This is a genomic window from Streptomyces sp. NPDC005706, from assembly GCF_040631045.1.
GTDB lineage: Bacteria > Actinomycetota > Actinomycetes > Streptomycetales > Streptomycetaceae > Streptomyces.
On the sequence record NZ_JBEXYS010000060.1, the window covers coordinates 1 to 12,194 of the forward strand.

Annotated in this window: 9 protein-coding genes and 2 pseudogenes; 8 read left to right on the top strand and 3 right to left on the bottom strand. The window is 69.5% G+C overall.

Annotation, left to right across the window (positions count from 1 at the left end):
* Positions 1–513 precede the first annotated feature (513 nt).
* Positions 514–624: pseudogene (locus tag ABZ478_RS38815) on the bottom strand (IS5/IS1182 family transposase); the annotation flags it as partial.
* A gap of 163 nt (positions 625–787) precedes the next feature.
* Between ABZ478_RS38815 and ABZ478_RS38820 the strand changes: the two are divergent.
* From ABZ478_RS38820 to ABZ478_RS38835, 4 genes and pseudogenes are all read left to right on the top strand, one after another.
* Complete coding sequence (locus ABZ478_RS38820) at positions 788–1,909, top strand: PP2C family protein-serine/threonine phosphatase (RefSeq protein ID WP_359557467.1); 1,122 nt, start codon at positions 788–790, stop codon at positions 1,907–1,909.
* A gap of 309 nt (positions 1,910–2,218) precedes the next feature.
* Complete coding sequence (locus ABZ478_RS38825; RefSeq protein WP_359557469.1) at positions 2,219–3,277, top strand: zinc-dependent alcohol dehydrogenase family protein; 1,059 nt, start codon at positions 2,219–2,221, stop codon at positions 3,275–3,277.
* A gap of 876 nt (positions 3,278–4,153) precedes the next feature.
* Positions 4,154–4,420, top strand: a pseudogene (locus tag ABZ478_RS38830) (glyoxalase); the annotation flags it as partial.
* Between the two features lie 20 nt (positions 4,421–4,440).
* Entirely contained in the window at positions 4,441–5,064 is a 624-nt protein-coding gene (locus tag ABZ478_RS38835) for an isochorismatase family cysteine hydrolase (RefSeq protein ID WP_359557470.1), read from the top strand.
* 836 nt (positions 5,065–5,900) lie between these two features.
* On the opposite strand, the gene ABZ478_RS38840 is transcribed toward ABZ478_RS38835, so the two are convergent.
* Complete coding sequence (locus tag ABZ478_RS38840) at positions 5,901–6,797, bottom strand: helix-turn-helix transcriptional regulator (protein WP_359557472.1); 897 nt, start codon at positions 6,795–6,797, stop codon at positions 5,901–5,903.
* A gap of 218 nt (positions 6,798–7,015) precedes the next feature.
* Here ABZ478_RS38840 and ABZ478_RS38845 point away from each other — a divergent pair, with 218 nt between their 5' ends.
* Both ABZ478_RS38845 and ABZ478_RS38850 read left to right on the top strand, forming a co-directional pair.
* Positions 7,016–7,993 (top strand): aldo/keto reductase, encoded by a 978-nt coding sequence (locus ABZ478_RS38845; RefSeq protein ID WP_359557474.1) that lies wholly within the window; start codon positions 7,016–7,018, stop codon positions 7,991–7,993.
* A gap of 77 nt (positions 7,994–8,070) precedes the next feature.
* The gene (locus tag ABZ478_RS38850; RefSeq protein WP_359557475.1) at positions 8,071–9,099 is read left to right on the top strand and encodes an alcohol dehydrogenase catalytic domain-containing protein; all 1,029 of its coding nucleotides are present in this window, start codon (positions 8,071–8,073) and stop codon (positions 9,097–9,099) included.
* A 47-nt stretch (positions 9,100–9,146) separates the two neighbouring features.
* Here the strand turns inward: ABZ478_RS38850 and ABZ478_RS38855 are convergent, their stop codons facing one another.
* Positions 9,147–9,806, bottom strand: a complete 660-nt coding sequence (locus tag ABZ478_RS38855) for a transcriptional regulator (protein WP_359557479.1) — start codon at positions 9,804–9,806, stop codon at positions 9,147–9,149.
* 227 nt (positions 9,807–10,033) lie between these two features.
* On the opposite strand from ABZ478_RS38855, the gene ABZ478_RS38860 reads away from it, so the two are divergent.
* Both ABZ478_RS38860 and ABZ478_RS38865 read left to right on the top strand, forming a co-directional pair.
* Positions 10,034–10,732 carry an SDR family oxidoreductase gene (locus tag ABZ478_RS38860; RefSeq protein ID WP_359557480.1) on the top strand — a complete coding sequence of 233 codons (699 nt, stop codon included), beginning with the start codon at positions 10,034–10,036 and terminating at the stop codon, positions 10,730–10,732.
* Between the two features lie 56 nt (positions 10,733–10,788).
* Complete coding sequence (locus ABZ478_RS38865) at positions 10,789–11,640, top strand: aldo/keto reductase (protein WP_359557477.1); 852 nt, start codon at positions 10,789–10,791, stop codon at positions 11,638–11,640.
* The last annotated feature ends 554 nt before the right edge of the window (positions 11,641–12,194 follow it).

Below are 12,194 nucleotides of genomic sequence, written 5' to 3' on the forward strand. Positions count from 1 at the left end.
AGCATGCCGAAGACGACGTCGCCGCCCTGGCCGTCCGCGCCCGCTACCACCCCGGCCCTCATCTGGCGGGCCCGCCCTGGTAAGGACTCAGGCGGGCACATGCCTACCGAAACGGCACGAACCAACGCCGGTGACGACGACAGCGACTGCGCACAATCCGCCGCCGGAAATCTTCCCGGGCCGGGCGTAGCGTCAAGCGACGCAGCGCTGCGCTGCGGCGAGCGCCTCGCTTCCAGAGCAGGCGACGGTGTTCGTCGTAGTCGTAGCCGCGATCGGCGAACAGCCGTTTCGGTCTGCTTGCTCCCGGCACGCCCGGTCCAGATCCTTCAGGGTCTGCTGAAGCGCGTGCGACGGGGCGGCCTTCAACCATGGATGATCGGGTTTGGCGGCGGCCAGCTCGGCGCACTGCGGCGCGTAGTTCATCCACGCACCGCGCCGCCGGTACTCGCGGCGCTGGTGAAGGCCGGTGTTCCACACCGCCCCTCCCTGAAGACAGGGGCCTGCGCTCAAGAACTCCGGTAACCCCCGCCGTCCCCTTACCAGCGGGATCGCGTCCAACAGCGGCATGAGCCGGGTGACGTCGGGACGGTTGCCTCCGGTCCCCGAGACGGCGAGCGGGGTGCCGTGCCGATCGACCAACGCGCGGTGGTCGCTGCGGTCTCGTGAACGAAGCCCCTCGTCCTGGATACGCGAAAGGCACTGCTGGTCCCGGACCATCTGAGCGACTCCAGAGTCCGCCAACACGCCGTCAACCGTTGAACGCCCCGGCAAGTGGAAGTCTTGGGGCATGGCCTTGCGACCATGGCAGGACTTCCGGCATTTCTGGCAGCCGGGTCATTCCCCCGCCCTGCTGGCGATCCCACTGGGGCTGATCTTCACGGTCTGTGTGGTGGACGTACTGACTCCGCCGCACATCCACCTCGGCCCCCTGCTGGTGGCAGCGCCGGCGATCACGGTGGCCTTCGCCGACGCCCGCGTGACGGCGCTGATGGGATTGCTCGCGGTGGCGGCCCAGGTACTGATCGGCGTGCTGACAGAGGGCGTGACCACCGCCAATGTCCAGGCGCAGATCACCGCGCTGATCGTCGTCTCCGTCGTCTGTGTCAGCATCTGCGTAGTGCGGGACCGGCGTGAGCGTCAGTTGCGCCAGGTGCGGTCCGTTGCCGAGGCCGCGCAGAGCGTGCTGCTGCGGCCACTGCCCGCCCGCACCGGCCCACTGCGGATCTCCGGCCTGTACATCCCTGCGGAGGAGGAAGCCGATCTGGGCGGAGACCTCTATGCGGCCGCGCGAACCGCCGACCACAGCACCCGGCTTCTCATCGGCGATGTGCGCGGCAACGGGCTGGCCGCGATCAGCAACGCCGCCCTGCTGCTCGGCGCCTTCCGGGCAGCCGCCCACCGGCAGGCCACCCTGCCCCGCCTCGCCGTCCACCTGGACGCCGCGTTCCGCTGGGACACCAGCCAGTGGCGCGCGCAGGAAGAGCAGGACACCGACGAGGACTTCGCCACCGCGATCCTGCTCGACATCCCCGACCACGAACCGGTTGTCCACCTCATCAGCTGCGCTCACCCACCGCCGCTACTCCTGCGAGGAACCCGCGTCACCTCGCTCGCGCCCGACGCGAGCCACCTTCCGATCGGGCTCGGCGGCGCCTTCGGCATCGTCGCCTACGACGTCCAGACGTTCCCGTTCGAGGTGGGCGACCTGCTGCTCCTCTACACGGACGGAGTCATCGAAGCACGCGACGCCGACGGCCACTTCTATCCGTTCGCCGAACGCGCGTCCGAGTGGACCAGGGACGACCCCGACGAACTCCTGCGCGCTCTCCACGACGACCTGCTGGCCCACGTCCACGGGCACCTCGGCGACGACGCGGCCGTGGTCGCGATCCGCCGCCTGGCCGTCTGATCGGGGGAAACCCCTGGCCGAATGACTCAGCGGTCAGTCGCCGGGAATCTTCCTGGGACCGAGCGTAGCGTGGAGGAATCAGGGTGGTGTGCTGCTGCGAGCGGTCCTGATCACCTGTCCCTTGGAGGCTGCACGATCCCAGGCACGCATGATCACTCCTAATGAGTCGGTGAAGGCCGGGAGTGGGCTTGCGCGACGCCGGTCACAGCCTCGGCGCCGGCGAGGACGCCGGCGGCATCGGTTTGGTCCGGAGCACCCGCCGAGCTGTCTCGGGCGCTGAGAGACGGGAGGCCACTCATGCCTCGATCGATGCTCGCGCTCGTGGCCGTGAAGGCCGGCGAGCCCACCGACGTCCTGCGGCTGGAATCCCGGCCTGTTCCCGCGCCGAAAGCCGGTCAGGCGCTGATCCGTGTGAAGGCAACTCCGATTCACGCCAGTGATCTGCATGTGCTGCGCGGCCGCTATGGTTTTTCTCCCACGTTCCCCGCTGTGGGGGGCGCCATGGAGTGCGTGGGCCGTGTGGCGGCTCTGGGCCCGGGCACCGACGCACCGGCGGTCGGCGAGCGTGTGGTGGTCGCCGCGGTCCCGGCGGTACCCGGGCCCCCGGTGGCCGGCACCTGGCAGGAGTACCTCGTCGCCGATACGCAAAGACTCCTGCCGGTCCCCGACCATCTGAGCGACTCCAGCGCCTGCCAGCTCGCTGTCAACCCGTTGACCGCTCTGCTCCTCGTCACGCGCGAACTCGACGTACAGCCGGGCGAGTGGCTGCTGCAGACGGCTGCGGGCTCCACCGTGGGCCGGCTCGTCATCCAGCTGTCCCGGCATCTGGGCATCCGCACGATCAATGTCGTGCGGCGACGTGCCGCTGTGGAGGAAATCAAAGCACTCGGTGGTGACGAGGTCATCTGCACGGAGGACGAGGACCTGGTGCAGCGTGTGGCCGAGACAGCGGGACCGGCCGGCGTACTCAAGGCCGCCGACTGTGTCGCAGGCCCCGTGGGCGCCCAGGTGTCCCAGGCACTGGCTCCCGGCGGGGAGTTGGTGGTCTACGGCGCACTCTCCACCCACCGGCAGACCGACCCTGCGGCACTGACGATCCCGCTGCAGGCACGCTCAGTCATCTATGAGACCAAAACAGTCCGTGGCTTTTGGCTGAACCGTTGGTTCGGCACCGCCTCACCCGAGATTGCGTTGCACGCGCTGGCCCGGGTCCGCGGTCTCGTCGTCGACGAGGTGCTGAGCATCCCCCAGGGCCAGCCCTTCCCGCTCGAGCATTTCATTGAAGCCGTCGCGCTTGCCGAGGCACCCGCACATGGCACCAAACCACTGTTCGTCATCGAAGACAGCCGGGACGCAGACCGGAGGTAGGAAGCGGCCCCGCCGGCGCGGCCACGGCGTGCCAGAGCCGGCCACATGAAGCCCTCGCCGTTCGACCAGGGCAGCGCCTGCGCCGTGTCGACTCATCGCGCAGGTGCAGTCGAGGTATCAGGTAGGCATCACACCCTGGCTCTGACATCCCGTGTCGGATGTCGCAGGGCGTTGATCTGCACGATCACGTCTTGCCGCAGAGTCGAGTGGCAGGGGAGGCGACGGCGGGCAGGCTTGGAGGCAAGTGGAGGTCGTCGTCGACGTCACCAGCTGGCCAGGCTCAAAGCACGATGGGGTTACCGGCACAGTGATCGACACGGACGAGCTGATCAAGCGGAACGCCGCGTTCGCCGACGGCCGATCATTCGCCCACCTCAAGCTCATGCCCCAAGGCAGTCTGACGGTCATCGGATGCGTCGATCCTCGTGTCGACCCGTCGGACGTGCTCGGGCTCAAGCTCGGCGAGGCAGCGGTGATCCGCAACGTCGGAGGGCGGGTCACGCCCGCGACACTCTGGACGCTGGGGATGCTCTCGGAGGTCGTGCGGGCCCGCACAGGCGGCCCCGGCCCGGCCGACAACCACTATGCGGTCCAGCAGCACACCGACTGCGGGATCACGGACCTGGCCGCGTTCCCCGAGCTGCTGGCCGATTACTTCGACGTTCCAGCCGCAGGCCTGGTTGCCAAGGCGGTCACCCAACCGGTCGTCGACGTCCGCATCCTCAAGCGGCAGCTTCGGGCCGGAGTCTTCGCCTCAGGGCGTGTACGACGTGGCCACCGGGCTTATCGACGTTGTCGTCCCGCCCGCGCGGGTGGAAGCATGACACCGTGCGGCGCCCTCGGCCGGCGCGGCCGCCGTGGGTCTGCGGCTTCGCCCCGGAGCGGCGCAGCTACTTCTCGCGTGCCACCTTCCGTGATCCCGACGGAAACACCTGGCTACTGCAGGAGGTCACGAACCGGCTCCCCGGACGCGTCGATCCCGGACCGACGCCCTTCCCCCCGACCGATCTATCGAGCGGGCTGCGCGCGCAGCCGCCGCCCAAGGCGAACACAAAACTCATCGGCCAGGAGGAGCCGGACTGGCCCGACAGGTACGCCCATTACATGGTCAGCGAGCAGACCGGGACCAAACCTCCCGAGTAGAGCCGGCACGAGGAGGAACCATGGCCGAAACCTACAATCCTCGCCACACGGCCGTCCTGCTGGTCGACCCCTACAACGACTTCCTCTCGGAGGGCGGCAAGGTCTGGCCCCGCCTCGAGCCCGTGGCCCTCAGCGTCGATCTTCTGGACCATCTGCGGTCCGTGGTCGCCGCCGCCCGCGAAAACGGTGTGCGCGTGGTGTTCGTACCGCACCGCCGCTGGGAGCCGGGCGACTACGAGACGTGGGACCACCCGACCCCCTCACAACGGAAGATCCAGGAGCTCCACCACTTCGCCCGGGGCTCCTGGGGCGCGGAGTTCCACCCCGACCTCCGTCCGCAGCCGGGCGAGATCGTCGTACAGGAACACTGGGGATCGAGCGGGTTCGCCAACACGGACCTGGACATGCAGCTCAAGCAGCACGGCATCACCCATGTCGTTCTTGTCGGCGTCCTGGCCAACACCTGCATCGAGGCAACCGCCCGCTACGCCATGGAACTCGGCTACCACGTCACGCTGGTCACCGACGCCACCGCGGCCCTCAGCCCCGAGATGATGCACGCCGCTCACCGACTCAACGGCCCCACCTACGCCCAGGCCATCGTCACCACAGACCAACTCACCGCCACACTCGGCCCCCGGTGATCACCGCCGGAGATCCGCATGTCGAACGACGACGTCGTCAAGGCTGTACTGGGGCAACTCCCCGCAGCCCTGTCAGAAGATGTTTCACTCGCCACACCGCACGTCCCGGATCGAGGGACGGGACGGAGTGGTGAGGTCCTGCGCCAGTTGGCTGACTCCTTCGGGATCGGCGCGCCCGAATTCATCGCTGCCGACGGCGAGCGAGACTTCGTCACCTTCGTCGGCAGCGGCCAAGGGGCACGAAGTCGGCTTGTTCGCCGTCCTCACCCGCGGGGCGCCCGACACGTATGCGGCGGTCGACCTCTACGCCCGGGCCCTGGCCGTTCGTGAAGCTGGTCCGCGACCACTTGGCCGCCTGTGACGAGCGGTTCCGCGACGACACCGACCTGTCGGTGCCCTGTGCTCCCGGTGGGCCGCCTGGTGGCTTCCTCGCCGAGCAGCCGGCAGGTCTGCCGGAACTCTCGGCCGACGTGGCGTTCCACTCGCCGGTGCTGGACACCGCCACCGGCAGTGAGCTGGTCGGGGTCATCCTGAACGCGGTCGGGAGATCTCAGGAGCCCCGAGGTTCCGCATTGTCAGCAGCTTCGGCCCGGGCTTCGTGATGGTGTATGACGCGACCGTGCACGGTCACACTTGGCAGCTTGCGGGCGTGTGCAGCCTGGCCGGCTCCGGAAAGATCGACGATATGCGGATCTACGGCCGGCCCTGGCCGGTCAGTGCGTTCTTCCGCGGTGAGGGCTAATGCGCGACTGGCTCGGCCCGCAGTACTGGCAGGGAGAGCACCCACTGGCCGTATCGGGTGAGGCCTGACCCGGGTCAGCGACCGTGTACAACGGTCAGGGTGACGTGTGCGGGATCTCCTGGCGAGGTGCGGCTACGGGTGCGGTCATGTCGAGCAGCATCATGGCGTCGTGGTCGGGTGTGCCGGGTTCGGCGGTGTAGACGCCGATGCGCTGGCCGGGGGTGCCTTCCAGATGCATGGACTGGGAGGTGAGCGTGATCGTGCCGACGCGGGGGTGCTGGAAGGTCTTCTGTGCGGGCTTGCGGCCGGTGACCTCGTAGCGTTCCCACAGCCGGGCGAAGTCGGGGCTCTTGAGGAGGAGTTCGCCGACGAGGTTGGTCAGGTCAGGAGCGTCGGGGGCGGTGCCGGCGACGGCGCGCAGCCGGGCGACGCAGCCGGTGATCTGGCGGTCCCAGCCACCGAAGAGATCCCGCGCGGCCGGGTGGAGGAAGAGGTAGCGGGCGAGGTTGCGGTGTTTGGCCGGCCAGTCCTCCAGGCCCGCGTACAGGGCGAGGCCGCCCGGGTTCCAGGCAAGCATGTCCATGCTGCGGCTGATCACGTAGGCGGGGTTCGGTCGCAGCGACTCCAGCAGCAGTTTCAGGTGGGGGCGCACGGTGCGGCTCGGGGCCGGCGGAGGTTCGGCGGCGTAGCGGGCGGCACGGGCGGCGAGCTCGCGCAAGTGCTGGTGCTCTTGGTCGTCCATGTGCAGAGCGCGGGCAAGGGAGTCGAGGACGGCGGGACTGGGGCGGGTCTCCCTGCCACGTTCCAGGCGCACGTAGTAGTCGATGCTGATCCCGGCGAGGGTGGCCAGCTCCTCACGGCGCAGGCCGGGGGTGCGGCGGATGCCGGCACCGACGGTGAGACCGACGTGTTCGGGACTGGTCTGGGTGCGGCGGGCGCGCAGGAAACGGCCCAGCTCGGCGCCCTCACTGTGCGCGCTCGTCGATGCCATGACTCCAGTCTCACCCGCTGGGCACCCGCTGCGCGGGCGGGAGGGCGGCCCTGTCATTACCCCCGAAGAACCCGCCCTGCCACACCTGAGCAATCCGGGCGAAGGTGAATGAGGAAGACACCGGACCCCTTCGCCGCCACCCGGGCTTCAACCGACACGACCTGCCGGACCGGGCGAGAGCGAGAGGCTGGGTAACACCATGATCGGAAGAGGGCGAGATGCGGTACATCAAGCTGCGTGACCTGGAGGTTTCCCGAATCGGGCTGGGCGCGATGGGCATGTCCCACGGCTACACCGGCTCGGGCACCGATGACGCGGAGTCGATCAGGACCGTGCACCGGGCTCTGGAGCTGGGCGTCACGCTCATCGACACCGCCGAGATCTACGGCCCCTACACCAACGAGGAACTGCTCGGGCGGGCGCTGAGGGGCCGCCGGGACAAGGTGGTGCTGGCCACCAAGTTCGGCCTGGTCTCGCACGCCGGCGAGGGCGTGTGGAACCTGGACTCCAGCCCGGCCAACATCCGCACCGCGGTCGAGGGCTCGCTGAAGCGGCTGGGCACGGACCACATCGACCTGTACTACCAGCACCGGGTTGACCCTCACACGCCGATCGAGGAGACCGCCGGCGCGGTGAGCGAGCTGATCGCCGAGGGCAAGGTACGGACTTTTGGCCTCTCGGAGGCGGGCCCGGACACGATCCGCCGCGCCCACGCCGTCCAGCCGGTCACCGCGGTGCAGTCCGAGTACTCCCTGTTCACTCGCGGAATCGAGGAGCGCGTGCTGCCCGTCCTGCGGGAGCTGAACATCGGCCTCGTGCCCTTCTCCCCGCTCGGACGCGGCGTCCTGACCGGCACCGTCCGCTCCACCGACCAGTTCGACGAGAACGACTTCCGCCGCGACAACCCGCGTTTCACCGGCGAGAACTTCCAGCACAACCTGGCGCTCGCCGACGAGGTCAAGGCCCTGGCCGACGAGGCCGGTGCCACGCCCGGTCAGGTGGCGCTGGCCTGGCTGCTCGCCCAGGGCGACGACATCGCCCCCATCCCCGGCACCAAGCGCGTCAGCCGGGTCGAGGAGAACGCCGCCGCCGATGCCGTCACGCTGACCGACGAGCAGCTCGACAGGCTCTCCAGCCTGCCGCCCGCCGCCGGCGCCACCCACACGGAAGCCCAGGCCCGCATGCTCGAACGCTGACCCCGCCCCGGCACACCGCGCTTCGCGTGGCGCCCTCCGCTGGCGCCCTCCGCCCCTCGTTTGGAGTAACACCTTTCATGCGTGCAGCAGTGATGTACGGAGCCGGCGACGTCCGCGTCGAGGACCGGCCCGACCCGAAGATCGTCCAGCCCACCGACGTGATGGTGCGCACGGTGGCCGCGTGCGTGTGCGGCAGCGACCTGTGGCCGTACGGGTCGATGCCCGCCACCGACACCGGCCGCCCCATGGGACATGAGTTCCTCGGCGTCATCGAGGAGACCGGCGCAGAGGTGACCGGTCTGAAGACGGGTGATCTGGTCGTTGCCCCGTTCACCTACAGCGACAACACCTGCGACTACTGCGCCAAGGGCCTGCACATCTCGTGCCGCAATGGCGGCCGGTACGGCTTCGACGGCGTGGACGGCGGGCAGGGCGAAGCCGTGCGGGTCCCTTACGCGGACGGCACCCTGGTGAAGCTGCCGGTGGGCGCCGACTCCGCGTTGCTGCCGTCGCTGCTGGCCCTCTCTGACGTGATGACCACCGGCCACCACGGCGCCGTCACCGCCGGCGTCGGCCGCGGCGATACGGTGCTGGTCGTCGGGGACGGCGCGGTCGGCCTGTGCGCGGTCATCGCCGCCAAGCGGCTCGGCGCCGAGCGGATCGTGCTCGCCGGCCGCCACGAAGCCCGCACCGACCTTGGCCGCGAGTTCGGCGCCACCGACGTGGTCGCCGAGCGCGGCGAGGAGGGCATCGCCCGCATCCGCGAGCTGACCGGCGGCGTGGACAAGGTCATCGAGGCCGTGGGCACCCGCCCGGCCCTCGACACCGCGCTGGGCGCGGTCCTGGACGGCGGCGCCATCAGCCGACTGGGTGTCCCCCAGTACGAGCTGGGACCGATCGGTCCGGCCGAGTTCATGCGCAACATCACCCTGACCGGCGGTGCCAGCCCCGCCCGCGCCTACATCCCGGAACTCCTGCCCGACGTCGTGGACGGCACCATCGCCCCGGGCCGCGTCTTCGATCGCACCTTCCCCCTCGAGCAGGCACCGGACGCCTACCGGGCCATGGCCGACCGTCAGGTCCTCAAGGCCCTCATCCGCCCCTGAAGCCGCACCTGCCCGTGCTGCTCCCGGTCACCACGACCGGGCGGTGCTCATTCGGTCCGCCGGTGGCCGGTTCGCTCCGTCTCGGGTGCGGGCGCCGGTGTTTCGGCCGGGGTGGAGGCCAGGCTGCCGAGGAGCCGGATGCGTTCTTCGGTGGGGGATCCGGCGGCGCTGGTGTAGGCGAACAACGTCCATCCGGGGTGGTCGGGCAGTTGCATGGCCTCGTAGACGAATTCGAGGTCGCCGACGTCGCGGTGACGGATGTGCTTGGTGCCGCTGTTGTGCAGGCGGACGTCGTGGGCCGACCAGCGGCTGCTGAAGGCGTCGCTGCGGGTGACGAGCTCGCCGATGAGGTCGGTCAGGTGCGTGTCGCGAGGGTTGCGGCCGGCTGCGGTGCGCAGGGAGGCCGCGGCGGCGTCCGCTGCGGCCTCCCACTGCGGGTAGAAGGTGCGCGCGGCGGGGCTGAGGAAGATGAACCGGGCCTGGTTGTTGCGGGCGTCAGGGTCGTCGAGCAGCGGGGCGAGCAGGGCCCGGCCGAGGGAGTTGAGGGCGATGATGTCGGCCCGCTGGTTGACGACCCATGCCGGTGCCCCGGTGATCGCGTCGAGGAAGCGCTGCAGTGACGGGCGGACCGCCGACGGTGCGGGGCGCGAGCGGCGGCGGCTCGGTGAGGGGTTCGCGGCCCGGGCGAGATCGTGCAGGTGCTCAATCTCCGCGTCATCGAGGCGTAGCGCCCGGGCGAGGGCGTCGAGTACTTCGGGGGGAGACGCCGGCGAGGTTGCCGCGTTCCATCTTGGCGTAGTAGTCGCTGCTCATCCGGGTCGATTCGGATTTTTCGAATCGCTGAGCGCCCCCTCCAAGGCGTCCGGCTACCCAACGTCACCAAGGACTGTGAAACTCATGGCTCAGGGACCACAAGCCCGCACGCGTCGCCGTCATCACGGGAGCCTCCTCCGGCATCGGCGCCGCCACCGCCCGTTCCCTGCACGCCGCGGGCTACCGGGTCGCGCTTCTCGCTCGCCGCACCGACCGCATCAAGGCACTGGCCGACGAACTCGGCGACGGTGCACTCGCGATCTCCGCCGACGTCACCGACCGCGACGCCCTCCGTGCCGCGGCCGACCGGGTCAAGCAGGAGTTCGGCGGCACGGACGTGCTGGTGAACAACGCCGGCGTCATGCTGCTGGGCCCGTTCTCCGCCGAGCAGACGGACGACTACCGCAAGATGATCGAGGTCAACCTGCTCGGCGCGATCACCGCCACCGAGGTCTTCCTCGACCAGCTCAAGGACGGCGGCGGCGACCTGATCAACATCTCCTCCGTCGCCGGCCGCGTCGCAGGCCCCGGCAGCGGCGTGTACGCGGCCACCAAGTTCGGCATCAACGGCTGGTCGGAGTCGCTGCGCAAGGAACTCCTGCCCGACGTCCGCGTCACCGTGATCGAACCGGGCGTGGTCGCCACCGAGCTGCCCACCCACATCACCCACGAAGCCACCCGTCAGGGTGCCCAGCAGCTCTACGACGTCGCTCAGGTCACCGCCGAGGACATCGCCGAGGTCATCACCTTCACCCTCCAGCGCCCCCGCCGCCTGGCCATCAACGAGATCCTGCTCCGCCCGGCCGGCCAGGAACTCTGACCCGACAGACGCCCGCCTGAGACAAGACCGCCCACACCCCGAAGGAACACCCCACCATGCAGTCCGTCACCCTCAACACCGGCGTCGAGATGCCGCTTATCGGCTTCGGTGTCTTCCAGATCCCCGCCGAGGACACCGAGCGCGCCGTCTCCGAGGCCCTGGCCGCCGGCTACCGCCTGCTCGACACCGCCGCCGCCTACGAGAACGAGGAAGCCGTCGGCCACGCCATCAAGTCCAGCGGCATCCCGCGCGCGGAGCTGTTCGTCACCACCAAGCTGTGGGTCCAGGACGCCCCCGCCGAGGACAACACCCGCCGCGCGTTCGAGACATCCCTGAACAAGCTGGGCCTGGACCACCTCGACCTGTACCTGATGCACCAGCCCTTCGGCGACGTCTACGGTCAGTGGCGCGCCATGGAGGCCCTCAACCGCGAGGGCGTGACCAAGTCGATCGGTGTCAGCAACTTCTACCCGGACCGCCTGATCGACCTGATCGTCAACAATGAGATCACCCCGGCGGTCAACCAGATCGAGGTCCACCCGTTCTTCCAGCGCGCCGACTACCAGGACCTCATGCGCGAGCACGGGGTGCAGATCCAGTCCTGGGGCGGCTTCGCCGAAGGCAAGAACGACCTGTTCACCAACCCGCTGCTCGTCGAGATCGGCAAGGAACACGACAAGTCCGTCGCCCAGGTCGTGCTGCGCTGGCTCACCCAGCGCGGCGTCATCGCCATCCCCAAGTCCGTGCGCGCTGAGCGCATGGCCGAGAACATCGACGTCTTCGATTTCCAGCTCACCGACGAGCAGATGGCCCAGATCGCCACCCTCGACACCGGCAGCTCCCTGTTCTTCGACCACCACGATCCCCAGATGGTCACCTGGCTCGCAGGGCGCCGTCTGGACAGCTGAGCGGCGTCCCTCGCCGGCCGCGGGTGCCCTGTAGCCAACGTCCCGGGCACCCGCCCAGGCCCCAACGGTTCGCGGGACCGTGCCGTGCCCGGGCGAGGGCGGTCCGTCGGCGGGACGGTCAGCCCCTACCAGCCGCGCCTGGCAAGCCGGGGCTTGCTGCCGCGGCCGTTGGGGAGACCAGCACGGCGGCCCTGTGCCGGCAGGCGCCGAAGGGCAGGAAAACATGACGTGCCGCTGCGGGAGCTGATCGTATCGATCGAAGGTGCTGCGCGCGGATACGCCGAGGGCGTCGGCGGCGGCTTGAATCGTGTCGAAGTCTCCGGCGGCGATTCCGTCGGGCTGCCATTCCCAGGCCATGTGCACACAACCACATCTCCAGCCTGGGCCGCCGGCGCGGGGTGGTTCGAAGGCCCTGCCGCAAGCCGGAATGCAGGGAGGGTTTTGAGGACGGCGGACCGCCCGGTCCCGTGGAAGCGCTGTGCCGGCGTCCGGCGCATCACCTGCCGGAGCTGAGCCAGTGGTGCAGGGCTTCGTGCACGCGGTCGGGCAGTGCG

What these genes read in the sequence shown, in the direction of transcription:
- ABZ478_RS38820 (WP_359557467.1), top strand. Translation starts at nt 788, where the DNA reads ATGGCCTTGCGACCATGGCAGGACTTCCGGCATTTCTGGCAGCCGGGT.
- ABZ478_RS38825 (WP_359557469.1), top strand. Translation starts at nt 2,219, where the DNA reads ATGCTCGCGCTCGTGGCCGTGAAGGCCGGCGAGCCCACCGACGTCCTG.
- ABZ478_RS38835 (WP_359557470.1), top strand. Translation starts at nt 4,441, where the DNA reads ATGGCCGAAACCTACAATCCTCGCCACACGGCCGTCCTGCTGGTCGAC.
- ABZ478_RS38840 (WP_359557472.1), bottom strand. Translation starts at nt 6,797, where the DNA reads ATGGCATCGACGAGCGCGCACAGTGAGGGCGCCGAGCTGGGCCGTTTC.
- ABZ478_RS38845 (WP_359557474.1), top strand. Translation starts at nt 7,016, where the DNA reads ATGCGGTACATCAAGCTGCGTGACCTGGAGGTTTCCCGAATCGGGCTG.
- ABZ478_RS38850 (WP_359557475.1), top strand. Translation starts at nt 8,071, where the DNA reads ATGCGTGCAGCAGTGATGTACGGAGCCGGCGACGTCCGCGTCGAGGAC.
- ABZ478_RS38865 (WP_359557477.1), top strand. Translation starts at nt 10,789, where the DNA reads ATGCAGTCCGTCACCCTCAACACCGGCGTCGAGATGCCGCTTATCGGC.